Consider the following 24,142-nt stretch of genomic DNA (forward strand, 5'->3'; position numbering starts at 1 on the left):
AAATCATATGCCATATAGTTAAATCTTTAACTTTCAGTTATTTGTGCTTAATTTAAAATAATTTTCGAGTAAAAATTCCCCAGTTCGGGTAAATTGTTACTCAAATTGGGGCGGCTTAATTTGGGTGGTGTTTTTACTTTGAGTTTACCTGCCTTAACATTTATCCCCGTAATTTTGCGTTATGAAAGTAGAGATCTGGTCGGACGTGATGTGTCCGTTTTGCTATATCGGGAAAAGGCATTTCGAACAGGCAATCGAAAAACTTCCATTCAAAAATGAAATTGTGGTGGATTGGAAAAGTTATCAGCTTAATCCAGAATACCACAATACCAACAATGAAACGGTTTACGATTACCTTTCTAGAAGTAAAGGAATGCCCATTGAACAGGCTAAACAAATGACCAAACAGGTGGTTGAGATGGCTTCAAATGCGGGCTTGACTATTGATCTTGATCATAATATTCCTGCAAACACATTTAATGCCCATCGATTAATTCATCTTGCATCAAAACACAATCTTCAAGATTTGGCCGAGGAAAAATTATTTGAGGCACACTTCGTACAAAGCAGAAACCTGGGTGAAAATTCGGTCTTGATTGATGTTGCCGTAGAAATGGGCTTGGATAAAACAGAGGCTGAACAGGTTTTAAATAGCGACCAATTTGCAGAAGCTGTAAGATACGACCTTTATGAAAGCCAGAATTTGGGGATCCGTGGCGTGCCTTACTTTGTTTTGGATCGAAAATATGGCATTTCTGGTGCGCAACCCGTGCAGGCTTTTACAGAGGCACTAACACAGAGTTTTACCGAATGGAAAAGCGCTCAACCAAAAGACACAATTACATCCTTAAATACAAAGAATGATGCAATGTGCGATGAGGATAACTGTAAGGTTTAATCAAAAACTTCGGCCGCTCTTGAAATAAGCGACCGAAGTAAAAGGAATTTAATTCCACCCTCCACCTAAAGCATGGTAAACATTCACTACCGCATTTAATTGTTGCTTCTTGGTTTCGATAAGTTCTAATTTTGATTGTAGTGCATCACGTTGCGTCATGAGCACTTCAAAATAATCTGCCCTAGTCGATTTGAACAAGTCGTTGGCAATTTCTATCGATTGGGTTAAAGCCTGAACTTGTTTGCTTTTCAAATCATAGCTTTTTTGCAAATTACTGATGTTTGATAGTTGATTTGCAACCTCAAAATATCCATTCAAAATGCTTTTCTCGTAATTAAATACCGCTTGCAGTTGTTTCGCATTTGCAGTTAAATACTCGGCCTTAATCGCATTTTTATTGATTAGTGGTCCGGCCAAATCACCAGCTAAGGAATAAGCTAAAGATTCAGGTGTTCTTAACAAATAAGATGGATTGAATGCTTGGTAACCCAATGTTGCCGATATGCCTAATGAGGGGTAGAATTGTGCTTTGGCCACTTTCACATCTAATTTGGCGGCGGTAAGATCATATTCTGCCTGTTTAATATCTGGCCTATTGGATAGCAATTGTGCAGGAATACCAGCCTGTATGGTTGGGGGAACCAAATCCGTAAAACTTGTTTTATCTCTTGCGATGGGCTGAGGATAGCGGCCCAATAAAAAGTTAATTTTGTTCTCCGATTCAGTAATCTGTTGTTGAATGTCAAACTCCAAGCTTTTCGAACTTAAAACCTCTGCTTCAAATTTACGTACGGCAAGTTCCGTAACTCTGGTCGCTTGCTTTTGGATTTTCATCAATTCCAAAGCATTGGTTTGTAAAGCAATGTTCTTTTTAACAATTTCCAGCTGATTATCTTGAGCCAATAATTCGTAATAGGTATTTGCAATTTCGGCCACAAGGTTAGTGATTACAAAGTTTTTCCCTTCAACACTGGATAAATAACGCGTTAAGGCTGCTTTTTTTGCATTTCGTAGTTTGTGCCAAATATCGGCTTCCCAATTTGCTTGAAGGCCAAAAGCATAATCTGGCAAAACTTCGGGCACTTCCTTACCGGGTGTTATGTCTGTCGAGGCATCGCCTGCACCGCTGCTGGTGTAACGACCCACTTTTTCCAATCCTGCACCAACTCGATAACCAAGTGTGGGTAAAAGGTCTCCCTTTCTCGTCTTGATTTCATTTTTGGCGATTTCGATCTCCTGTAACGTGATGTTTAGCTCTTGATTATTTTTTAAGGCCGTATCAATCAGGCTAACCAAATTTGGGTCGGTGAAAAACTGTCTCCATTGCACTTTACCGCTACTTAAAGTATCTAAAGAAGTGGTGAAACTTCCAGGAACATTTTTATTTTCGTTTCTCTGAGCTACCTGTGGCACTTTACAAGCGGTATAGGCTAAGCAGATTAGAATAAATCCGAGCCCTGTGTATATATTTTTCTTAAACATTGTGTTCAATTTCTTCAGTTAATGGATGTTCTTCTTCAATTTTAATCAGTTTATGCTTGGCGGCAATAGTACCGAATACATAATAAAGTCCAGGGATGATGAGTACTCCGAAAATGGTACCGAAAAGCATACCGCCTGCCGCTGCAGAACCGATGGTTCTATTTCCAATTTTACCTGGTCCGGTGGCAATCATCAACGGAATTAAACCTGCAATAAAGGCAAAGGAGGTCATTAAAATTGGGCGGAAACGAACGCTTGCCCCTTCCATGGCTGCCTTTAAAATGGTTGCTCCCTGCGCATGCCTTTGCGTAGCGAACTCTACAATTAACACCGCATTTTTACCAAGTAGCCCGATAAGCATAACCATGGCCACTTGGGCATAAATGTTGTTTTCTAAGCCCAGAAGTTTTAAAAAGAGGAAGGCTCCAAAAATACCGACAGGTAAAGATAGAATTACTGATAACGGTAATATGAAGCTTTCATATTGCGCCGCGAGCACAAGGTAAACGAAACCTAAACAGATCAAGAAAATATAGATGGCTTCATTGCCTCTGGATACCTCATCTTTAGATATACCTGCCCAATCGATACCGAAACCTCTTGGTAAGGTCTTCTTGGCTACTTCGGTGATTGCTGCAATGGCTTCGCCAGAACTGTAACCCGGAGCAGATTGCCCACTAATTTCAGAGGCATTATACATATTGTGTCTGGTAATTTCCGAAAGGCCATAAACCTTTTCCATCTTCATAAAGGCCGAAAACGGAACCATTTCATCTTTATCATTCTTAACGGATAGTTTCAAAATGTCTTCGGGCAGAGCACGGTATTGTGGCAAAGCCTGGACCATTACCTTATACTGCCGATCATATTTTATAAAACTTGTTTCGTAATTACTTCCTACAAAAGTAGATAGCGTATTCATGGCGTTATCAATAGTAATGCCTTTTTGCTGAGCGATGTCATTGTCAATCTTCAACATATATTGAGGAAAACTGGCACTGTAAAAGGTAAACACAGAGGATAACTCTTTTCGTTTGTTAAGCTCTTTTACGAAATCGTTTGCTACGGTTTCCATCTTTTTATAATCGCCGCTACCTGCCTTATCCAATAAACGAAGCTCAAATCCACCCGCTGCCCCATAACCCGGAACGGCTGGCGGCTGGAAAAATTCAATGGTGGCACCAGGAATCGATTTCGATTTTTCTTCAAGTTCTTTTATGATATCTGCCGCCGAGCTTTTACGATCGTTCCAATCTTTCAGGTTAATTAAACAAGTTCCAGAGTTAGAGCCCGTTCCTTCGGTTAAAATTTCATAACCTGCCAATGATGAAACGGATTTTACGCCATCAATGTCCTCACATATTTTCTGAAGCTTCTCTGATACCTGATCGGTTCGCTCTAAAGTAGAACCTGGAGGGGTTTGAATAATGGCATAAACCATACCTTGATCTTCATTTGGAATAAAGCCTGATGGAACGCTTCCGCTTAATGCCCAAATGCCCAAACAAAATACAATTAACACTCCAAAAGTCAACAAACGCCTGCCCACAACTTTGCTTAAAACAATTTCATATTTACCTGAAAGCTTGGCAAAACCGTTGTTAAATCGGTCGAGAAATAAATCAACAAAAGTTTTTTTCTTTGCTTGCCCGTGGTTGTTTTTTAACATAATGGCACACAATGCAGGCGTAAGCGTTAAAGCAACAATACCAGAAAGGATAATCGCCGTTGCCATGGTGATGGAGAATTGGCGATAGAAAATACCCACCGGTCCAGACATAAATGTTACTGGGATAAATACCGAAGCCATTAAGAAAGTGATGGCAATAATTGCTCCGCTGATTTCCTTCATCGCTTCTTGGGTGGCCCTCAGTACAGATATTTTTCTATCGTGTTCCATTTTAGCATGCACAGCCTCAATTACTACAATTGCATCATCAACCACCACACCAATGGCCAGCACCAATGCGAATAATGTGATGAGGTTAAGCGTAATCCCAAAAAACGACATGAATACAAATGTTCCAATTAGGGAAACAGGTACAGCAATTGCGGGGATCACTGTTGAACGCCAATCGCCAAGGAAAAGAAATACCACCAAGCCTACCAAAATAAAAGCCTCAACAAGGGTGTGAATTACTTTTTCGATAGAGGCATCAAGGAATTTCGAAACGTCATAACTCACTTCATAATCCAAACCCTTTGGAAAGGAACTTTCTTTAATTTCGGCCATTTTGGCCTTTACATCCTTAATTACTTGGCTTGCATTACTTCCATAAGATTGTTTTAACACAATTGCAGCAGAGGCTTTTCCATTCAATGTTGAATATAAATTATAGGCTGCGGCACTGAAATCGACATCGGCAACATCTTTTAAGCGCAACATTTCTCCATTGGCATTTGCCCTTAAAACAATGTTTCCATACTCTTCTTTTGTATTAAATCGGCCCGAATATTTTAGCACATATTCGAATGCTTGCGATCGTTTACCAGAACTTTCTCCAGTTTTCCCGGGAGAGGCTTCTAAACTTTGCTCATCCAGAGATTTCATTACCTCATCAACCGAAATTTTGTAGGCCTGCATGCGATCTGGCTTTAACCAAATGCGCATGGCATAATCTCTATCACCTAAAATATCGGCAAAACCTACCCCATCAATCCTTTTTAACTCGGATAACAAATTGATATCGGCGAAGTTATAAAGGAAGTTTTGGTTCATTTTCGGATCCTTGCTATACAGATTGATATACATCAACATGTTAGATTCTTCACGACTGATTTTTACGCCCTCTCGAACAACCAAAGGCGGTAGTTTATTGGTTACAGCCGCTACACGGTTCTGAACGTTTAAAGATGCCTGGTTAGGGTCGGTACCTAAATTAAATACAACTTGAATGGAGGCTTCACCATCGTTACCAGCATCAGATGCAATGTATTTCATTCCTGGTACGCCATTCAAAGCACGTTCTAGCGGAATCACGACAGACTTAATTAACAACTCGTTGTTTGCCCCAGGATATTCTGCGGTGATGTTTACCTTGGGAGGCGAAATAGAAGGAAATTGCGTTACGGGCAGATAGTTTATGGCCAGCACACCTAAAAACACAATTACAAGCGATATAACGATAGAAAGGACAGGCCTTTGTATGAATTTACTAAACATAAAATAAGTATTGGCAAATGTGGATTATTCGGTTTTCAATCTCAATTGTTTGATAACTTCATTCGGGTTTTGGAACTTGAAAGTTATTTTGTCATCATCTTTCACTTTCTGAACGCCTTCTAGCAAAATCTTATCGTTTAAAGCTAGCCCGTCGCTAATTACATATAAATCAGGTAATTCACTTGCAATTGTAATCGCCCTTGAGTGCACTTTATTATTCTTATCCACTACAAAAACATAAGTTTTATCCTGAATATCATAGGTTGCTTTTTGGGGAATAACAATGGCATTTTTTAATGGAACAACCATTTCGATTTTGCCAGTTTCGCCATTTCTCAATAAATTATCAGCATTGTTAAATCTTGCCCTAAACGCGATGTTTCCTGTTTCGTTGTTGAATTCACTTTCAATTACTTCTACTTTCCCTTTTGATTTTAGCATTTCATTATTTGCAAGTAACAAACCCACTTCTTGCTGTCCTTTAGCTTTCGCAGCAGATTGATAACTTAAATATTCAGGCTCCGATACATTGAAGTAGGCAAAAACCTGACTGTTATCTGATAGGCTAGTAAGCAATGCACCCTCATCAATCAAACTACCGAGTTTCAGTGGAATACGGTCAATGGTTCCATCAAATGGAGCTCTAATCTCAGTAAAACCTAAATGCAGTTTTGCCAAGGCAGTTTCGGCATTAGCAGCTTGAAGCTTGGCTTTTGCCATGGCGAGCTCATTTTTAGAAACTACATTTTTATCGGTTAATAATTTGGTGTTTTCAAGTTCTATTTCTGCTGATTTAGTTTCTGCTTGTGCTTTTAGCAATTCCGCTTGAAGCATTTTTGGCATTATTCTGAATAGAACCTGACCTGCATGAACATGTTGGCCCTCATCAACATAAATGTTTTGCAAGAAACCCTTTTCTTGGGCTCTGATTTCGATGTTTCGGACAGATTTAATCTGTGAAACGTATTCTTTAGTGAAAGATGTGTCAATCTTTAAAGGAGAAGTAACAGAATAGGTTACAACTTCTTCTTTTTCTTCTTTTTTTGACGTACAACTTGTTTGATACAGCAATCCGCTGAACATTGCGAGCATTATAACTTTTTTCATTATCTGATTTTTTAGCAATTTTATTTAGGGTACTGAAATACCTCTTATAAATGCCAAAATAACCACACGATTATGAAGTTTTTATGAATTAGGGATGCGATAGTGATAAATAAGGCCTGATTGTATGGCACTCAGATCATGAATAATGGGTTCCCGCTGATTTCTTTTTATCATTTCTATTCAATCTGCGTTTACCTTTTTGATCTGCGGGAGAAATTATGACGCGCTTTTACCATTTTGATCTGCGCAAGATAATGAAGTAGTTTATCTTTAAATCGGTTCTCGCTGACAAAGACAATTTTTTCAATATCTAAATCGCTACACACGCAAGCGTCATTATCGATTCTGGTTTTTCAACGGCGTTAACAAATATTCCAAGCCGTTCACCCTTATTTCGAACATGGTAGCCATTAAATCTCCCAGTTTGCCTTTCGGGAAGCCCTTGTCTTTATACCATAGCAAATACTGCTCAGGAATATTGCAGATTAAATACCCTTTGTATTTTCCGTAGGGCATTTGCATCTTCACTAAATCGAGCAAGAGGGATGGATCCATTATTTATGACGAGTTTTTTTTAATCGATTAGTTCTAAAGTTTGGATGGCTTCGTCAACAGAGGATACATTATCGAAAGCAATTCTAAGCGTATTTTTTACCTCTTTTAAATTACACATTCTTGGGTGATTTTGAGCAAAAGTTAAAATTTTGGTAAACGTATTCGAATCAAAATAAGCCGATTGTTTGTCACTCAAAAAGTATCCCCGTAAACTGTTTTTCTTGAAACTAATTTTCTCAAAGCCCAATTTTTTGCCTAGCCACTGTAAACGCACCACGCTTAACATGGTTTTTACTTGTGGTGGTACTGGACCAAATCTATCGGCCAAATGCTTTTCGAAAACGGCCAATTCAGATTCATTATTCAGCTTAGAAAGCTCTGTATAAAGGTTATAACGTTCAGTGATGTTGGTAATGTAAGCATCTGGAATATACAACTCCAAATCGGTATCCACTTGTGTGAAACCAACGAAAGGCCTGGCGGGTTCATTCTCGAATAAGCCTTTAAATTCGGCTTCTTTAAGCTCTTGAATGGCCTCATCTAGTATTTTATGATACATTTCAAAGCCTATCTCTGCAATAAACCCACTCTGTTCGGCACCTAATAAGTTTCCACTACCACGAATGTCAAGATCTCGCATGGCCACATTAAATCCACTACCCAAATCCGAAAATTCTTCAATAGCGCTCAAACGCTTTCTAGCTTCTGAGGTTAGGGTTGATAAGGGTGGAGAGAGCAAATAACAAAATGCTTTTTTATTGCTCCGTCCTACCCGACCACGCATTTGGTGTAAATCGCTCAGCCCAAACATGTGTGCGTGATTGATGATAATGGTATTCGCATTCGGGATGTCTAAACCGGCTTCAATAATCGTTGTGGCCACCAAAACATCCTTTTCGCCATTGATGAAATCGAGCATTACATCTTCTAATGCATCGCCATCTAGCTGCCCGTGGGCAATACCAATTCTGGCTTTTGGAACCAATTTTTGGATTAATCCGCCCAATTGCATCAAATCATTTACCCGATTATGGATAAAAAACACCTGCCCACCACGGTCGAGTTCAAATTGAACGGCCTCCTGAATCAGTTTATCATTAAACACATGCAGTTCGGTGCTTACTGGTTGGCGATTTGGAGGTGGCGTGCTAATGATGGATAAATCTCTTGCCCCCATTAAAGAAAAGTGTAGCGTTCTTGGAATTGGGGTTGCAGTGAGTGTTAATGTATCAACATTTACCCGTACAGCTTTTAATCGTTCTTTAGCAGTAACTCCAAATTTCTGTTCCTCATCAATAATCATGATGCCCAGGTCTTTGAACTTTACATCCTTGCTTAGCAAGCGGTGGGTGCCAATTAAGATGTCAACCTTACCGGCGGCGGCCTCTGCTAAGGTATCTTTGATTTGCTTGCTGGTTTTAAAACGATTAATGTAATCAACCGTTACCGGAAAATCTTTTAATCTGGAAGAAAAGGTTTTGAAATGTTGCAGAGCCAAAATGGTTGTAGGCACCAATATCGCGGCTTGCTTACCCTCTGCAACCGCTTTAAAAGCAGCTCGAACCGCAATTTCTGTTTTACCAAAACCCACGTCGCCACAAACTAGGCGATCCATAGGATGTGGTGATTCCATATCCTTTTTTACATCTTGAGTGGCTTTTAACTGATCGGGGGTGTCCTCATAAATAAATGAAGCCTCTAGTTCGGTTTGAAGATATCCATCAGGAGAAAATGCCGTGCCTGCCTGGGTCTTTCGTAAAGCGTAAAGCTTAATTAAATCACGGGCAATGTCTTTAACTTTTTTTTTTGTGGTTTTTTTTAACTTATCCCAAGCATCGGTTCCAAGCTTATTCATTTTTGGAACACCACTCTCTTTTCCACTATATTTTGCAATCCGGTTTAGCGAGTTGATGTTTACATAAAGCAAATCATTGTCAGCATAAACCAAACGAATCATTTCTTGAGTTTTGCCATTAACCTCAACTTTTTCAAGGCCGGCATATTTTCCAATACCATGATCGATGTGGGTAACATAATCTCCTGATTTTAACTCACGAAGATCTTTAAGTGTAATGGCTTGGCTTTTTTGGTAGCCCTTTTTAAGTTTGTATTTATAATATCGATCGAATATTTGATGGTCAGTGTAAAATGCCGTTTGAATCTGCGGATCAACAAATCCCTCGCGAAGCATGCTATTAATCGGCGTAAACTTGGCTGTTTTATCAATATCCTCTAAAATGGCGTACAAACGCTCAACCTGCTTAGGCGAATCGGTAAAAATAAAATTAACAATTCCGGCCTTTTCATTCTCTTTAAGGTTGTGAATGAGCAGATTAAAATCTTTGTTAAAAGATGGTTGAGGCTTGGTTTCAAACTCAAATCGGTTTTCGGTTTGATAAAAAAACTGCTTCCCAAATTCTACCAAGGGAAAATCTTGCAAATGATCGCCCAACAATTTCTCATCTGTAAAAGCAAACTTTGGATCAATCCAATCGGGATTTTGATTTTTATCGGCTAACGATAAAGCTTTCCAAAGTTCTACAGCCTTTTTATATCCGGCCTTAATAATATCCAAGGTAAATTCAACATCCTTAAACCACAGCTGTGTGTCTTGGTCGATGTAATCTAAAATGCTGATGTTGCTTTCCGTTAAAAACTTAGCCTGCACGTTCGGTACGATGGTTAATGATTTTACATCTGCAACGGAGAGCTGACTCTCGATTTCGAAACTTCGGATGCTCTCCACCTCATCACCAAAAAATTCGATGCGATAAGGCAAATCAGAAGAGAAAGAGAAAATATCCACAATTCCACCACGGATAGAAAACTGGCCAGGCTCATAAACAAAATCTCGCCTATCGAAATCGTAGTCAATTAAAAACTCATTGATAAAATCAATTCCTAACTTAGCGCCAATACTTATTTCTAAAGTGTTTTTCTCTAAAGCAGAGCGATCAATAACCTTTTCTGCGATGGCTTCAGGATAAGAAACCACAATTTTCCCGTACTCCGAATCATGGTTTAGTTCGTTTAAAACCTCCGCACGCGCCAATACGTTTGCCGTATCTACCTGAGTAAAATCGAACGATTTACGGTAAGAAGAAGGGAAAAGCAAAACCTGTTTATCCAGCACACTTTCTAAATCAGACTGAAAATACGCAGCCTCTTCCCGATCAGGAAAAACAAAAAGTAAGGGTTTATGAAGTAGGAAGTACGATGAAAGTGCTACAATGGCATCGGCAGAACCCACCAATCCCTTTAATTGGATTTTTGGATGTTTAGAGCCGTTTAACGCTTTGGTAAATTCGGTTACCCTTTCGTCGGTTTTATATCTATTTATTAAATCGCGGATATTCAAGACACAAAAATAAGGTTATCTTTTATATTTAACCGCAAAGTTCTGTAAAGGTTTTTTAAGTTTTGGTGTGTTTAACATTGCAGATCAAATTATGTTTCTCGGTGTATTACCCCAATTCGTCGAATTTTTTATACTTTTCGTCGAAATAAGCCTAAAACGTGTAACAAAGCCTATCCGTTTACCTCTAAAATATATAAATAGCAAAACATGAAGTACATCAAAACCTTTCCGCTAGAACTTTTTTTCTGGATTACGGCTTTGATGTTGTTGGCAACTACTAATGCTCATTACCATCACTTTACACTTTGTCCTCTGGCAAATTTGGGCTTTGAGAACTGGTGTCCAGGATGTGGATTGGGACGGTCAATAAGTCATATTTTACATGGCGAATTTTCCAATAGTTTTAGCGAACATTGGTTTGGGCTGCCGGCACTTTTAATTATACTGTATCGGATTTACACACTAACATATAATAAGAATTATAAAATTTTAACCACAAACAAATAGAAACCATGGATATATTTCAATCACCTCTTATGTCGTTACCAGGTATAACACCAGAGGAATTTTCATATTTACAACAAGCAACAACCGGATTAACCGAACAACAATTGCGAAACTTTTTGATGGTTTACAGCACTAAACGGAAAAACCCTTCAGATATGTTGATATTTTGCTTAATCGGTTTGTTCGCCGTTCCGGGTTTGCAAAGATTTATTATTGGTCAAATTGGGATGGGAATATTGTATTTGTTTACTGCTGGTTTATGTTTCATTGGGTCAATCATTGATGTAGTAAATCATAAAACCCTTGCTTTCGAGCACAACCAGAAAATGGTTTTCGAAAGCTTACAGATGGTGAGAATGGGTGGTTTTCAGTAATCAAAATTTGAAATAAACAGCACGACCTTTTTTACCCTTTGCTTAACCACAAAGTTTAAATCCGCACTTGATGATCAATTGAGTTCGGATTTTTTTGTTCGGTTCAGATTGACAAAATATTTATTCTAAAAACCCCAAATTACATATCTTTATAAAATGAAATTAGCTGAGATCACCAATTACTTGGAAAGCATTGCCCCCCTTAATTATCAAGAAGATTATGACAATTCAGGGCTGATCGTTGGCGATCCAAATATGGAAATTCATGGTGCTTTGGTTGCTTTAGATTGTATTGAAAAAATTGTAGATGAAGCCATCTCCACGGGATGCAATTTAATCATCACCCATCATCCAATTGTGTTTAAGGGTTTGAAAAAGCTTAATGGAAAAAATTATGTGGAGCGCGTAGTGCTAAAAGCCATTAAAAACAACATTGCTTTATACGCCATACACACCAATCTTGATAGCATTCATACCGGCGTAAATGCAAGAATTTGCGAACGTTTAGGCCTAACCGGCACGAAAGTGCTTTCGCCAAAAGCTGGATTATTGAAAAAGCTGGTTACGTATTGCCCACAGGCGCAAGCCGAGCAATTGCGTTCTGCGCTTTTTTATGCAGGGGCAGGCAATATCGGCAATTACAGCGAATGCAGTTTTAATACCGATGGTTTCGGTACTTTCAAAGGCAACGAACACGCAAATCCATTTGTAGGTGAAAAAGGCATTAGGCATAAAGAATCAGAAGTTCGGATAGAAATGGTTTACCCAAGTCAAGCCGAACGCAAAATTTTGGTTGCCTTGTTCGAAAATCATCCTTATGAAGAGATTGCTTACGATATTTATAAATTAGAAAATAAGCATCAATTGGTAGGTTCAGGCATGGTGGGTTGGTTAGAATATGATCTGGACGCCTATGATTTCCTACATTTGGTGAAAGATAGAATGCAAGCTAAAGTGGTAAGACACACAGAGGTAATCAATAAAAGGATTAAAAAAGTTGCCGTTTGTGGTGGTTCTGGAAGTTTCTTACTAAAGGAAGCAATTGCTGTGGGAGCGGATGCATTTATTACCGCCGATTTTAAATACCATGAGTTTTTCGATGCAGAGGAAAAATTGATCATTGCCGACATCGGACACTTTGAAACTGAACAATTTACCTCAAATTTATTGCTTGAAATTATTCAGAAAAAATTTACTAACTTTGCAATCCGTTTAACGGAGCAAAATACAAACCCCATAAATTACTTGTTTTAATGGAACAAACCGTAGAACAAAAGCTAAAGGCTTTATACGAATTACAAAATATCCACACAAAAATTGATAAAATTCGTCAGGTAAGAGGCGAACTACCAATGGAAGTTGCCGATCTTGAAGACGATGTTTTAGGATTAGAAACTAGAATTTCTAAAATCAAAACCGATCTTGATGATTTAGAAGATTCAATCGTAACTCGTAAAAACACGATTAAAGATGCCCAAGCGGCCATCAAAAGATACGATACTCAATTAAAAGAAGTTAAAAACAACCGTGAATACGATGCTTTAACAAAGGAAATTGAGATTCAAGGATTAGACATTCAGGTTTCTGAAAAGAAAATCAAAGAACACGGTTTTGAAATCACATCTAAAACTGAAATTTTCGAAGCAGCGCAAGCTGAATTGGAAGGCAGAAAAAAAGATTTAGAAGTTAAAAGAGCTGAATTGGGTGTAATTACGGCAGAAACCGAAAAAGAAGAACAAGATTTACAAAAGAAAGCTGATAAAGCAGAGCCTCAAATTGAAGAGCGTTTATTGGTTGCTTATAAACGTTTGCGCAAAAATGCCGTTAACGGTTTAGCAGTTGTAACCATCGATCGTGATTCTTGCTCTGGTTGTTTTAACCAAATCCCACCTCAACGTCAATTAGACATCCGTCAACGTAAGAAAATTATCGTTTGCGAGCATTGCGGACGTATTTTGGTTGATGAGGCCTTAACACAAGAAGTAGCTGAAGCTTAAATTATAAGCTAAATATTTATTTAAAACGTCTCGATTTTTATCGGGACGTTTTTCGTTTTGAACAAAACAAGAATGTATATTTTGCGTTAATTCTTCATATTTGTTTAATGTGAATTTAGGTTACATCCAAAATTGTAATCTAGTCAGAAACACCATTTAATAATGATTAAAAGCTTACGCCTGTTTCCAATTGTAGTTTTTTTATCGCTCCCGATTTCTGTATTTGCCAATTTTGATTTCAATGCAAACTGCCTAAATGCTTATAAAAGTATTTTTGAGCTTAAGTTGGGTAATGCAAAGGCCTACATTGCCACCGAAAAGAAGCTCCGCCCCAATAATTCAATTATCCCCCTGTTAGAGAATTATGTAGATTATTTTACATTAATCACGTCAGACAGCAAGGCTGAATTTGATCGTCTTAAAGGAAATAAATCTGCTCGGTTGGATCAGATTAGCGATGATGATGCAAAATCTCCCTACTGTCTTTATGCTCAAGCAGAAATTAATTTGCAATGGGCATTAATTCGTGGCCGATATGGCGAATACTTCAATGCAGCAATGGAAATCAGAAAAGCGAGTGGACAACTTCAAGAGAATAACAAGAAGTTTCCAAATTTTCAACTCAACTTTAAAGGCTTGGGCTTAATCAATGCGGTATTGGGAAACCTACCCGATGGCGCATTAAAAAGTACCCTTTCTACATTTGGCATCAAAGGGAACTTACAGAATGGCCTTAACATGTTCGAAAAATTGGTAGATAATCTCCCAAAATCATCTTATGAACCTTTTTACGAGGAAGTGGTGTTTTATTATGCCTATGTGTTAACAGATGTAGCCCATAGTACATCAGCTTATGTTAAAACCATGCGGTATACCGATCGCATTGCAGACACAAGTTTATTAAAGAGTTATCTTCAGAGTTACGTGTGCATTAAAAATGGCCATAACGAGGAAGCCATAAATATTCTAGCCAAAAAACCTGAAGGCGGTGTTTATCAACCTTTTCCATATTTAGATTATTTAGAAGGCATTGCACATTTAAATAAATTGGACTTGGGCGCATCAACCTACTTTAACCGATTTTTGCAAACAAACAAAGGGGTAAATTACATTAAAGACGCAAACCTTCATTTGGCTTGGATTGCCTTGTTAAAAGGCGATAAAACAGCTTATTCAGCATACGTTTCGAAAGTAAGCAATAATGGTTACACTTATAATGAAAAGGATAAGCAGGCGCAAAACGAAGCCGCTGCTCCAACTCCTGTGGTTGATTTATTAAAAGCCAGATTACTGTTTGACGGGGGGTATTTAACTAAAGCACTCCAAACCTTGGGAGCTGATAATGTGAGCAATTATTCATCAGATAAGGATAAAACTGAATATAATTACCGCTTGGGAAGGATTTATGATGATTTGGGAAAGGATGATTTAGCGTTAACCGCCTACCAAGCAACCATAAATCAAGGTAAAAATTTGAAATATTACTTTGCTGCCAATGCTGCACTACAAATGGGCAAAGTTTATGAAAAAAGAAGAAATACAGCTAAAGCAAGAGAGGCTTTTAATATTGCCATTGCGATGAAAAATCACGAATATGAAAGCAGTATAGAAAGCCAGGCTAAAGCAGGATTACGAAGGTTGAGCAATTAAAAACGATGTACAAAGGCATTAATGTGCATGCCGGCACCAACTGATGCAAAAACAGCAACATCGCCAGGTTTAACTCTATAGCCTTCAACCTCACCTTTCAACACTAAATCTAATAAGGTTGGTATGGTGGCTACCGAGCTGTTTCCCAACCAAGAAATCGTCATTGGAACTAGGTTTTCGGGTATGGTATCTTTTCCGTACAATTTAAACAAGCGTTTCATAATGGCGGTATCCATTTTGCCATTGGCTTGATGTACAAAAACAATATTAACATCCTCTACAGTTAAGCCAGCTTTATCAATCGCTTTTTTAATCACCTGGGGTACTTGTACAACCGCAAATTCATATAGCTTACGGCCATTCATTTTTAGGTAGTAGTTTCCACTGGTTTCTTCAGGATGCGAGCCTTTGCCCATAACCAATAAATTGCCATAATTAACGGCGTGAGTTTCCGTTTTGTGTGCTAACATCCCTTTTTTCTCTCCGCTTTCATCTGCTTCGAAAATTACCGCCCCTGCACCGTCAGAAAAGATCATGCTATCCCGATCATGTGGATCAATAATTCGGCTCAATGTTTCTGCGCCGATAACCAAAACCCGTTTGGCATCGCCACTTTTGATGTAATAGTTAGCTTGAATGGCTCCCTGAACCCAACCTGGGCAACCGAATATTATATCGTAAGCCACACAATCTGGATTAACAATGCCCAGTTGCTGTTTAACTTTTGAAGCTAATGCTGGCAAAACGTCAATACGATTGCTGTTTAATGGAATATCGCCAAAGTTATGGCAAAAGATAATGTAATCTAATGTTTCCTTATCTATACCCGCATTTTCAATCGCCCTTTCAGCAGCAATTGCACCAATTTGATTGCTTAATTGATTTGGGCAAGCATATCGCCTTTCAACAATCTCCGTAATTTCTGAAAATTTATGAATAATTTCGGCATTGTCTTTTTCAAGCAGACTTCCATTTTCAAAAAATGTGGAATTAAGAAATTCATTCCCAGAAATAATGTTGTCAGGAATATAACTTCCGGTACCGGTAATTATCGTATTTATAGATGTGCTCATAATTATAATACCGCATACTAAAACGGTATGTAGTATAAAACTATGGTTAATAAATTAGAAATGGAAATTATTTAAGAAAAATCGTCAATTAGGAAAACAAAAAGCTCCTTCGGACCATGTGCTCCTAGCACCAAAGTTTTCTCAATATCAGCTGTGCGACTTGGCCCTGTAATGTTACTAATCATTGTTGGTATTTGCGTACCATATTTATTTTTTAACAATTGAAAGCCATCTTTCAAATCTAAAACCAATTGACTCGTACGGGCGATAACAATATGATGGTGAGGGAAAATGCTTAATCTCCTCCCTGCTGCACTTTGGTTGGTTACCATTACGCTTCCGTTTCTGGCAATTAATGCTTCGCATAAGGTTATACCAACCTCTGCCTGTTCAAAATCTTTATCCGTTTGGTAAAAAGGGAATTCATACTTCGATAGAAAATCTTGAAGCTCTGGTTCCCAGCAATAAATTTTTCTCCATTTGAATTGATCTGCCAGCTGGAGCATATTTTCTATGAAATCAATCCCATCTTCACAAAAAATAAAGTTACCAGAAACAGCGGTTAACTGCTCTGCGAATAAAATCTCTAAGGGATCATCATTCTTTTTATACAATGGGCTTTCTTCTAAATTTGGATACGGATTTTCTCGCTTCTCTAAAAGCGCCTTCCGAATCTTTTTTAGCATCTGTTCTTTCGCGGTCGTATTATCCTTCATTGTCTAAAAAAATGAAACCTCGAATTTTTTAGGTTCAAGGTTTCAAACTTATATATAATTGTGTTTATATGCAATTTAATGCATGCACTTATTCCTTTTCTGATGCAGGAAGTCCAGAAACTTCTTTTTCGATGTCGGTATTTCCAACACCATCGTGAATTAGGCCTTCTGCAGCTGGAGTTTGATCTCCTGTACCATTAACGAATTCATCGTAAGTGGTACGTGTATCAAATGGGCGTTTGCCTAAAATCTCCTCTAAATCTGTTTGGAACAAAATTTCTTTCTCTAAAAGTTTCTGAGCAAGTTTCTCTAAACCCTCTCGCTTGTCGATGAGCAATTGTTTAGTTTTAATGTAAACGTCGCCAATCAATTTGCGTACTTCAACATCAATTAATTCTGAAGTTTTTTCAGAGTAAGGTTTGTTAAAGTTGTATTCATTTTGAGGATCGTGGAAAGAAACATTACCCACCACTTCGTTCATACCGTAAATACTTACCATGGCATATGCCAATTTCGTAATGCGCTCTAAATCGTTTTGTGCGCCTGTAGAAATTCTACCAAAAGTAATGTCTTCTGCAACACGTCCACCCATTGTCATACACATTCCGTCAGTTAGCTGCTCGGTAGTGTATAAAAATTGTTCTTTAGGCAGGTATTGCGCATAGCCTAAGGCAGCAACGCCACGGGGAACAATAGAAACTTTAACTAATGGATCGGCATGCTCTAAGAACCAGCCCGCAATGGCGTGCCCTGCTTCGTGATAAGCAACGATTCGCTTTTCTTCTGGTGAAATGATTTTATTTTTCTTTTCTAAACCACCAATTACACGGTCGATAGCGTCTTGAAAATCTTGCATATCTACCGATTCTTTGTTTTTACGAGCTGCAATTAAAGCCGCTTCATTACAAACATTGGCAATTTCTGCCCCTGCAAAACCTGGAGTTTGTGCCGATAATTTTTTCGCATCAACTTCAGATGATGTTTTAATAGGTTTTAGATGCACATTAAAAATGTGTTCACGACCAACTAAATCTGGCTTATCGATAGAAATTTGTCTATCGAAACGACCTGGGCGCAACAATGCCGAATCCAATACATCTGGGCGGTTGGTTGCTGCAAGAATGATAATTCCAGAATCTGTTCCGAAACCATCCATTTCTACCAGTAATTGGTTCAATGTATTTTCACGCTCATCGTTTCCACCCATTACGCTATTCTTTCCACGAGCACGTCCGATAGCATCAACCTCATCAATAAAGATGATACATGGTGCTTTATCTTTGGCTTGTTTAAACAAATCTCGTACTCGAGAAGCACCAACACCCACAAACATTTCTACGAAATCAGATCCTGATAGGGAGAAGAAAGGAACTTGAGCCTCACCTGCTACGGCTTTTGCCAATAAAGTTTTACCTGTGCCCGGAGAACCTACTAGCAAGGCACCTTTAGGAATTTTACCACCGAGGTTGGTGTATTTTTTAGGGTTTTTAAGGAAATCTACAATTTCCATAACCTCTTGCTTGGCTTCTTCTAAACCAGCAACATCATTAAAAGTAATGTTCACTTGGCTTTCTTTATCAAATAAAGTGGCTTTAGATTTTCCAATACTGAAAATCTGCCCGCCGCCGCCAGCGCCACCACCCATTCTGCGCATCATAAAGATCCAAAAACCAATAAGAAGTAATAAAGGCAGGCCAATATTAATTAGCAACCCAAGAAAAGGATTGCTTCTACTTTCTTTATCAGCTAAAATTCTAGGTTGGTCTGGTGGTAGGTTTTTTTGTGATTCTGCCAATTGCTTATCTAAGCCATCCATTGTTCCGGCGTTAAAATAAACTGTTGGTCCGGTTGATACAGCAAAAGAGCTATTGCTTTTATACTTTTGGTATTCTGGTTTTTTTAAACTGCTTTCTTTGATGTAAACCTCAACCTTAACAAGATCTTCAGCTTTGTAAGCAACAATTTTTTCAACGTCTCCAGTTAAAAGCATTTTACTTTCAAATTCTGGATATTCTACTTTTTTACCTCCGTCGGTAGAGAATAGAAATTGAGCAGCAATAATGGCAACTATAATTGCGGCATAAACCCAGAAAATATTAAACTTCGATCCCTTTTGTGGTTTTTTTGGGATGTTTGGGAGTCTTTTTCCTGGCTTTTTGTTTTCGTTTGTATTTTGATTATCGTTCATTTGTCTTTTTCAAAATGGTTTTAAGGGCTATGCGCTTTGAAAGTTTGTGCTTTCTGCATCGCCCCAAAGTTCTTCTATGCCATAAAAATGGCGCTTTTCGGTTTTAAATATGTGCACAACCACATCAAAATAATCTAAGATAATCCAATCGGCACTTTCAAAACCCTCTTTATGTCGTGGGTCTGCCTGGGTAGCCTTGTATATTTCTTTTTCTACGCTATCGGCAATAGCTTTTACCTGCGTACCAGAGTTGGCACTGCAAATAATGAAATAATCCGCTACCGATGTATGAATGTTTCTTAGATCCAACCGCACTATATCTTCTCCTTTTTTTTCTTGTATGCCTTGTACGGCTAACTCTGAAAGGTATGTAGAAAGGGCTACTATTTTCTTTTTTACCATTAAAATGATTTAATTTTGGAATTACAATAATATAAATTCAACACTTGCAAAATAACACTTTTTCGACACTATTTGTTGGTCAAAATTTAATCAAATTAAAAGAGGTTGATTCTACTAATAACTTTTTAAAGAATTTGGTGTCAAAATCCGAGCCATTACCCGAAGGGACTGTAATTATGGCAGACAATCAATTTGCCGGAAGAGGTCAGCAAGAAAGCGTTTGGCAAACAGAAGCAGGTAAAAACATTAGTACAAGTATTTACCTAAAACCAAATTTCCTGCCATTAAATAAACAGTTTTATTTGAATATGGCTGTTAGTTTAGCTGTTAGCGAAGCGCTAAACCACATTTTACCCCAGCCTGTGTTGGTTAAATGGCCTAATGATATTTATACTGGCGGTAAAAAGTTGGGTGGTATATTGATTGAAAACACACTGACAGGATCATTTATAAAATCATCAGTTATTGGCATTGGCTTAAATATTAATCAACAAACGTTTAAGTCAGATTTAACCAACAAAGCCACGTCGGTAATTCAAATTTTACAAAAGGAAACGCCTTTAGCGGCTGTTATGGAGAAAATTGTAGTGTTTATGGAGAAATACTACTTAATTTTGAAATCTGGTAATTATATAATTTTACAAAAGGAATACTTTAAACGTCTGTATAACTTTGGTACATTAGCTCATTATCAGCAAAATGGTCAGGTTTTTGAAGGCAAGATAACTGGAGTTGAAGAAAGTGGACGTTTGGTTATGGAAACGGAAGCGGGTTTAAAAAGCTTTAACTTTAAAGAAATAGAATTTACACACACAAAATAACACATGAAAAAAATCACCTTAGTACTGTCAATGGTACTCTTCACTATTGCAGGGGCTTTTGCCCAAATTGAAAAGCCCGTAACTTGGTCTTATGCGGCAAAGAAAATAAGTAAAACAGAAGCAGTACTTTACATCAAAGCAAACATAGAGGATAGATGGCATATTTATTCTCAGAATATTAAAGACGGCGGGCCTGTAAAAACAACATTTACTTTTTCTCCATCAAAGGATTTTAGTTTGCTTGGAAAAACAACCGAACCAAAAGCTATCGTTAAATATGAAAGCACCTTTAAAATGAACGTGAGTTATTTCGAGAAATCTGTTGTGTTCCAACAGAAGATAAAGCTCAATAAAGCCGCCACTGTGGTTAAAGGTAAGGTTGAGTTTATGGTTTGTAATGATAAGCAATGCCTTCCACCAGAAGAGGTTGAGTTTAGTGTTCCAGTTAAATAACGAACGAACTTATAAAATATAACATAGGCAGTCCCGATTTTTGGGACTGTTTCTGTTTAAAGTAAAATCTAATGGCGTGGAAGCATCAAAGATTAATCCTTTAAAAATTATTCTTAATTTCACAGCTTCAACACACACACAAAACATCCAAATGAAAAAGGTTTTATTATTAATCTTAATTGCTTCAATGTTTATTGCATTGCCTGCGGTTAAAAGTTACGCTTCGGTATTGCAAGATACTACTGCCTCTGCTCCAGATGATATCCAGTTTACGGAAGTCGGATCGGCTCAAGATAGCGCAGCAAACGGCATTGTTAAAGATTCGATTAAAAAGGATACGGTTAAAGCCCCTGTTGTAGCAAAGAGTAAAACCACTGATGCTGAAAAATTAACTCTGTGGCAGACTTTTTTGAAAGGATTATTTGGGGGATTTCTTGCCTTTTTAATGCCTTGTATTTTTCCGATGGTGCCTTTAACGGTCAGCTTTTTTACAAAGAAGGCCGGAAGCAGGGCTAAAGCAATTGGTCACGCCTTCTTATATGGTATTTCTATTATCATTATTTATGTGGCACTGGGCATGTTTGTAACTATTGCTTTCGGTTCGGATACGTTAAATGCCCTATCCACAAATGGAATATTTAATGCATTTTTCTTTTTGATGCTCATTGTTTTTGGAGCATCTTTTCTGGGCGCTTTTGAAATAACATTACCTAGTGCCTTCGTAAACAAAATTGATGCAAAATCAGACAAGGGCGGTTTAGTAGGTATATTTTTTATGGCATTCAGCCTTGCACTAGTTTCTTTTTCTTGCACAGGGCCGCTTGTGGGAACTTTGTTGGTAGATGCAGCATCAAAGGGGGATCGCCTAGGCCCGGCTGTAGGAATGTTTGGTTTCTCGCTGGCATTAGCTATTCCTTTTGCGCTATTCGCTTTGTTTCCATCATTACTCAAATCATTACCTAAATCGGGCGGTTGGTTAAATAGCGTAAAGGTGGTGCTTGGTTTTATTGAGCTTGCTTTTGCATTCAAGTTCTTGTCAAATGTAGATTTAGCATATCATTGGAATTTACTAGATCGTGAAGTTTTTCTGGCCATTTGGATTGCAATTTTTGCTTTGATGGGCATGTATTTACTTGGAAAGCTAAAATTTTCTCATGATAGTGATTTACCATTTTTGTCGGTACCAAGAACATTTTTAGCGATACTGGTTTTTGCTTGGGTTATTTATTTAATCCCTGGCATGTGGGGTGCACCTCTAAAATCGATTAGTGCTTTTTTACCACCAACTGCAACACAAGATTTTGACCTAAATAATTTAACATCAATTCAATCTTCATCTACTGCAAAAACTTCAATCAAAGAAAAAAAATATGCAGAAATTTTTCACAGATTAACACCAAAAGGATTTGATCCTTATTATGATTTCGAACAGGCTAAACAAGCTGCTAAAGAATTAAATAAACCTGTATTGGTAGATTTTACAGGATGGAATTGTGTCAACTGTAGAAAGATGGAAAACAACGTCTGGTCTAATCCTGCAGTAGCAAAAAGATTAAAGGAAGATTTTGTAATGGCTGAACTTGTAGTGGATGATAAAACTGAATTGCCAGAATCTGAACAATTTGTTTCTAACTTTAGCAAGAAAAAAATAAAAACCATTGGAAATAAATGGAGTGATTTTCAGGCATCAACCTACAATAGCAATTCTCAACCACAGTACATTATTATTGATGCAGAGGGGAATGTTTTGGTTCCACCACAAGGGGCCGATTATAATGCTGAAAATTATATTAAATTTTTAGATAGCGGAAAAGAAGCTTTCAAGAAAAAAACAAATGAATAAGATAAAAAATATAGGTGTTTTAACTTCTGGCGGCGATTCGCCGGGGATGAATGCCGCGATTAGGGCTGTAGTAAGAGCCTCCATTTATTATGATATTGAAGTAACGGGTTTTCTTCGTGGGTATGAGGGCTTAATCAATAACGACTTCATCCCTATGGATCGGAAATCGGTGGCTAATATCATTCAGCGTGGTGGAACCATACTAAAAACCGCTCGTAGTGAAGCATTTAGAACTGTTGAAGGCAGACAAACAGCCTATAAAAACCTAAAAGAAAGAAATATAGATGCTTTGGTTGTTATTGGTGGTGATGGAACCTTTACCGGAGCGAACATTTTTTCAAAGGAGTTTGATTTCCCTATAGTTGGTTTGCCTGGAACTATAGATAATGATTTAGCCGGTACAGATTTTACCATTGGATACGACTCTGCCATTAATACGGTAATTGATGCTGTAGATAGAATTAGAGATACAGCAGAATCACACGATCGAATCTTTATTGTAGAGGTTATGGGTCGAGATTCTGGTTTGATTGCTTTACGAAGTGGCATTGGAGTTGGTGCAGAAGCCATCCTCATCCCCGAAGCAAATATGGGCGTAGAAGACGTTTTGCATAAATTGGAGCATAGTCGTAAAGATAAATCATCAAAAATTATCATTGTGGCCGAAGGCGACGATGCAGGTGGTGCTTTTAAAGTGGGTGAAATTTTACAATCTAAATACCCACATTATGATACTAAAGTTTCCGTGTTGGGGCACATTCAACGCGGGGGAAAACCAACCTGCATGGATCGCGTATTGGCAAGCCGATTAGGGGTTTCTGCGGTAGAAGGATTAATTAATGGCGAAAGTGGTGTTATGGCCGGACAGGTTAACCGCGAAATGATTTTTACCCCTTTTGACCATGCAATAAAGCACATCAATGCAGAGCAGGTAAGCTCTACGTGGATAAAATTGATTGACATTTTGTCGTTTTAAGAGACAATCGGATGAATGATTTTCAAGATCATTCATCCGATTTGTATTTCTATAAGTCTTCTATAATTACTGCTGTTCCGTTTGCGCTAACCATTAGCATGCTCCCGCCGCTACCAACGGTTTCGTAATCTAAATCTACCCCAACAATTGCATTGGCACCCAAAGCAGCCGCATATTGTTGCATTTCGTTAATTGCAGTATCTTTTCCCTCACGCAAAACACGCTCATAAGAGCTTGATCTTCCGCCAACAATATCTGTAATTCCGGCAAATAAATCTTTAAAAATATTTGCACCAATAATCGTTTCGCCTGTTACAAGGCCAATATATTTGACTATTTTTTTGCCTTCTAAGGTAGGCGTTGTGGTTACTAACATAATTTAGTTTTTTATAATTAGAATGGTTTTTTCGTAAAATGTTACATGCTGTGTTGTCGCTATTTCTCATAGCGCTTGGAGGTTCAAGGTGACAAAACCTTGGCGACGCATTTCTGCTATTGATTTTCAAACATTTGTTTATTGTGAATGAATTGTTTTATTGTTTCGTTAAGACACGAACCAAGTCACCGAACGAGGGTAAC

20 protein-coding genes are annotated in these 24,142 nt (G+C 38.0%); 10 read left to right on the plus strand and 10 right to left on the minus strand.

What is annotated here, in order from left to right:
• The first annotated feature begins 181 nt into the window (after positions 1–181).
• Complete coding sequence (locus DHW03_RS10150; protein ID WP_109925642.1) at positions 182–898, plus strand: DsbA family oxidoreductase; 717 nt, start codon at positions 182–184, stop codon at positions 896–898.
• Positions 899–946: 48 nt separating this feature from the next.
• Here the strand turns inward: DHW03_RS10150 and DHW03_RS10155 are convergent, their stop codons facing one another.
• The 5 genes from DHW03_RS10155 to mfd all read right to left on the minus strand — a co-directional run bounded on the left by DHW03_RS10155 (position 947) and on the right by mfd (position 10,563).
• A complete protein-coding gene (locus tag DHW03_RS10155; RefSeq protein WP_109925644.1) occupies positions 947–2,380 on the minus strand; it encodes a TolC family protein in 1,434 nt (477 codons plus the stop codon).
• Complete coding sequence (locus DHW03_RS10160; RefSeq protein ID WP_109925646.1) at positions 2,373–5,543, minus strand: efflux RND transporter permease subunit; 3,171 nt, start codon at positions 5,541–5,543, stop codon at positions 2,373–2,375. The genes DHW03_RS10155 and DHW03_RS10160 overlap by 8 nt, the downstream gene beginning before the upstream one ends.
• Before the next feature lie 24 nt (positions 5,544–5,567).
• Entirely contained in the window at positions 5,568–6,650 is a 1,083-nt protein-coding gene (locus DHW03_RS10165) for an efflux RND transporter periplasmic adaptor subunit (RefSeq protein WP_109925648.1), read from the minus strand.
• A gap of 336 nt (positions 6,651–6,986) precedes the next feature.
• On the minus strand, positions 6,987–7,205 hold the full coding sequence (locus DHW03_RS10170; RefSeq protein ID WP_109925650.1) for a DUF3820 family protein: 219 nt from the start codon (positions 7,203–7,205) through the stop codon (positions 6,987–6,989).
• Positions 7,206–7,224: 19 nt separating this feature from the next.
• Positions 7,225–10,563 carry a transcription-repair coupling factor gene (gene mfd, locus DHW03_RS10175; RefSeq protein ID WP_109925652.1) on the minus strand — a complete coding sequence of 1,113 codons (3,339 nt, stop codon included), beginning with the start codon at positions 10,561–10,563 and terminating at the stop codon, positions 7,225–7,227.
• A gap of 261 nt (positions 10,564–10,824) precedes the next feature.
• Here mfd and DHW03_RS10180 point away from each other — a divergent pair, with 261 nt between their 5' ends.
• From DHW03_RS10180 to DHW03_RS10200, 5 genes are all read left to right on the plus strand, one after another.
• Positions 10,825–11,070, plus strand: a complete 246-nt coding sequence (locus tag DHW03_RS10180) for a DUF2752 domain-containing protein (RefSeq protein WP_240618525.1) — start codon at positions 10,825–10,827, stop codon at positions 11,068–11,070.
• A gap of 5 nt (positions 11,071–11,075) precedes the next feature.
• Entirely contained in the window at positions 11,076–11,444 is a 369-nt protein-coding gene (locus tag DHW03_RS10185) for a TM2 domain-containing protein (RefSeq protein WP_109925656.1), read from the plus strand.
• 156 nt (positions 11,445–11,600) lie between these two features.
• On the plus strand, positions 11,601–12,698 hold the full coding sequence (locus DHW03_RS10190; RefSeq protein WP_109925658.1) for a Nif3-like dinuclear metal center hexameric protein: 1,098 nt from the start codon (positions 11,601–11,603) through the stop codon (positions 12,696–12,698).
• Positions 12,698–13,441 carry a zinc ribbon domain-containing protein gene (locus tag DHW03_RS10195; protein ID WP_109925660.1) on the plus strand — a complete coding sequence of 248 codons (744 nt, stop codon included), beginning with the start codon at positions 12,698–12,700 and terminating at the stop codon, positions 13,439–13,441. The genes DHW03_RS10190 and DHW03_RS10195 overlap by 1 nt, the downstream gene beginning before the upstream one ends.
• A 162-nt stretch (positions 13,442–13,603) precedes the next feature.
• Positions 13,604–15,091 (plus strand): tetratricopeptide repeat protein, encoded by a 1,488-nt coding sequence (locus tag DHW03_RS10200; protein ID WP_109925663.1) that lies wholly within the window; start codon positions 13,604–13,606, stop codon positions 15,089–15,091.
• Here the strand turns inward: DHW03_RS10200 and DHW03_RS10205 are convergent.
• The 4 genes from DHW03_RS10205 to rsfS all read right to left on the minus strand — a co-directional run bounded on the left by DHW03_RS10205 (position 15,088) and on the right by rsfS (position 19,470).
• The gene (locus tag DHW03_RS10205) at positions 15,088–16,164 is read right to left on the minus strand and encodes a 3-oxoacyl-ACP synthase III family protein (RefSeq protein ID WP_109925665.1); all 1,077 of its coding nucleotides are present in this window, start codon (positions 16,162–16,164) and stop codon (positions 15,088–15,090) included. The genes DHW03_RS10200 and DHW03_RS10205 overlap by 4 nt on opposite strands.
• A 71-nt stretch (positions 16,165–16,235) precedes the next feature.
• The gene (locus tag DHW03_RS10210) at positions 16,236–16,880 is read right to left on the minus strand and encodes a LutC/YkgG family protein (RefSeq protein WP_109925667.1); all 645 of its coding nucleotides are present in this window, start codon (positions 16,878–16,880) and stop codon (positions 16,236–16,238) included.
• 88 nt (positions 16,881–16,968) lie between these two features.
• The gene (gene ftsH, locus DHW03_RS10215) at positions 16,969–19,068 is read right to left on the minus strand and encodes an ATP-dependent zinc metalloprotease FtsH (RefSeq protein WP_109925669.1); all 2,100 of its coding nucleotides are present in this window, start codon (positions 19,066–19,068) and stop codon (positions 16,969–16,971) included.
• Between the two features lie 27 nt (positions 19,069–19,095).
• Positions 19,096–19,470 carry a ribosome silencing factor gene (gene rsfS / locus DHW03_RS10220; RefSeq protein WP_109925671.1) on the minus strand — a complete coding sequence of 125 codons (375 nt, stop codon included), beginning with the start codon at positions 19,468–19,470 and terminating at the stop codon, positions 19,096–19,098.
• 44 nt (positions 19,471–19,514) lie between these two features.
• Here rsfS and DHW03_RS10225 point away from each other — a divergent pair, with 44 nt between their 5' ends.
• The 4 genes from DHW03_RS10225 (at position 19,515) to pfkA (ending at position 23,563) form a co-directional block, all read left to right on the plus strand.
• A complete protein-coding gene (locus DHW03_RS10225) occupies positions 19,515–20,291 on the plus strand; it encodes a biotin--[acetyl-CoA-carboxylase] ligase (protein WP_109925673.1) in 777 nt (258 codons plus the stop codon).
• A 3-nt stretch (positions 20,292–20,294) separates the two neighbouring features.
• A complete protein-coding gene (locus DHW03_RS10230; protein ID WP_109925675.1) occupies positions 20,295–20,744 on the plus strand; it encodes a protein-disulfide reductase DsbD N-terminal domain-containing protein in 450 nt (149 codons plus the stop codon).
• 151 nt (positions 20,745–20,895) lie between these two features.
• Positions 20,896–22,587 carry a protein-disulfide reductase DsbD family protein gene (locus DHW03_RS10235; RefSeq protein ID WP_109926018.1) on the plus strand — a complete coding sequence of 564 codons (1,692 nt, stop codon included), beginning with the start codon at positions 20,896–20,898 and terminating at the stop codon, positions 22,585–22,587.
• Positions 22,580–23,563, plus strand: coding sequence for a 6-phosphofructokinase (gene pfkA / locus DHW03_RS10240; protein WP_109925677.1), 984 nt, complete (start codon positions 22,580–22,582; stop codon positions 23,561–23,563). Before DHW03_RS10235 ends, pfkA begins: the two co-directional genes overlap by 8 nt.
• 49 nt (positions 23,564–23,612) lie before the next feature.
• Here pfkA and DHW03_RS10245 read toward each other — a convergent pair whose 3' ends face one another.
• Positions 23,613–23,939, minus strand: a complete 327-nt coding sequence (locus DHW03_RS10245) for a heavy metal-binding domain-containing protein (protein ID WP_109925679.1) — start codon at positions 23,937–23,939, stop codon at positions 23,613–23,615.
• Between the last annotated feature and the right edge of the window lie 203 nt (positions 23,940–24,142).

The organism is Pedobacter yonginensis (assembly GCF_003173595.1).
GTDB lineage: Bacteria > Bacteroidota > Bacteroidia > Sphingobacteriales > Sphingobacteriaceae > Pedobacter > Pedobacter yonginense.

Bases quoted from the DNA above. Each gene is read 5' to 3' on its own strand.
- DHW03_RS10150 (WP_109925642.1), top strand. From the start codon at position 182: ATGAAAGTAGAGATCTGGTCGGACGTGATGTGTCCGTTTTGCTATATC.
- DHW03_RS10165 (WP_109925648.1), bottom strand. From the start codon at position 6,650: ATGAAAAAAGTTATAATGCTCGCAATGTTCAGCGGATTGCTGTATCAA.
- DHW03_RS10230 (WP_109925675.1), top strand. From the start codon at position 20,295: ATGAAAAAAATCACCTTAGTACTGTCAATGGTACTCTTCACTATTGCA.
- DHW03_RS10195 (WP_109925660.1), top strand. From the start codon at position 12,698: ATGGAACAAACCGTAGAACAAAAGCTAAAGGCTTTATACGAATTACAA.
- pfkA (WP_109925677.1), top strand. From the start codon at position 22,580: ATGAATAAGATAAAAAATATAGGTGTTTTAACTTCTGGCGGCGATTCG.
- DHW03_RS10170 (WP_109925650.1), bottom strand. From the start codon at position 7,205: ATGGATCCATCCCTCTTGCTCGATTTAGTGAAGATGCAAATGCCCTAC.
- DHW03_RS10245 (WP_109925679.1), bottom strand. From the start codon at position 23,939: ATGTTAGTAACCACAACGCCTACCTTAGAAGGCAAAAAAATAGTCAAA.
- DHW03_RS10235 (WP_109926018.1), top strand. From the start codon at position 20,896: ATGAAAAAGGTTTTATTATTAATCTTAATTGCTTCAATGTTTATTGCA.
- DHW03_RS10155 (WP_109925644.1), bottom strand. From the start codon at position 2,380: ATGTTTAAGAAAAATATATACACAGGGCTCGGATTTATTCTAATCTGC.
- DHW03_RS10205 (WP_109925665.1), bottom strand. From the start codon at position 16,164: ATGAGCACATCTATAAATACGATAATTACCGGTACCGGAAGTTATATT.
- DHW03_RS10190 (WP_109925658.1), top strand. From the start codon at position 11,601: ATGAAATTAGCTGAGATCACCAATTACTTGGAAAGCATTGCCCCCCTT.
- DHW03_RS10180 (WP_240618525.1), top strand. From the start codon at position 10,825: ATGTTGTTGGCAACTACTAATGCTCATTACCATCACTTTACACTTTGT.
- ftsH (WP_109925669.1), bottom strand. From the start codon at position 19,068: ATGAACGATAATCAAAATACAAACGAAAACAAAAAGCCAGGAAAAAGA.
- DHW03_RS10210 (WP_109925667.1), bottom strand. From the start codon at position 16,880: ATGAAGGATAATACGACCGCGAAAGAACAGATGCTAAAAAAGATTCGG.
- rsfS (WP_109925671.1), bottom strand. From the start codon at position 19,470: ATGGTAAAAAAGAAAATAGTAGCCCTTTCTACATACCTTTCAGAGTTA.
- DHW03_RS10200 (WP_109925663.1), top strand. From the start codon at position 13,604: ATGATTAAAAGCTTACGCCTGTTTCCAATTGTAGTTTTTTTATCGCTC.
- DHW03_RS10160 (WP_109925646.1), bottom strand. From the start codon at position 5,543: ATGTTTAGTAAATTCATACAAAGGCCTGTCCTTTCTATCGTTATATCG.
- DHW03_RS10185 (WP_109925656.1), top strand. From the start codon at position 11,076: ATGGATATATTTCAATCACCTCTTATGTCGTTACCAGGTATAACACCA.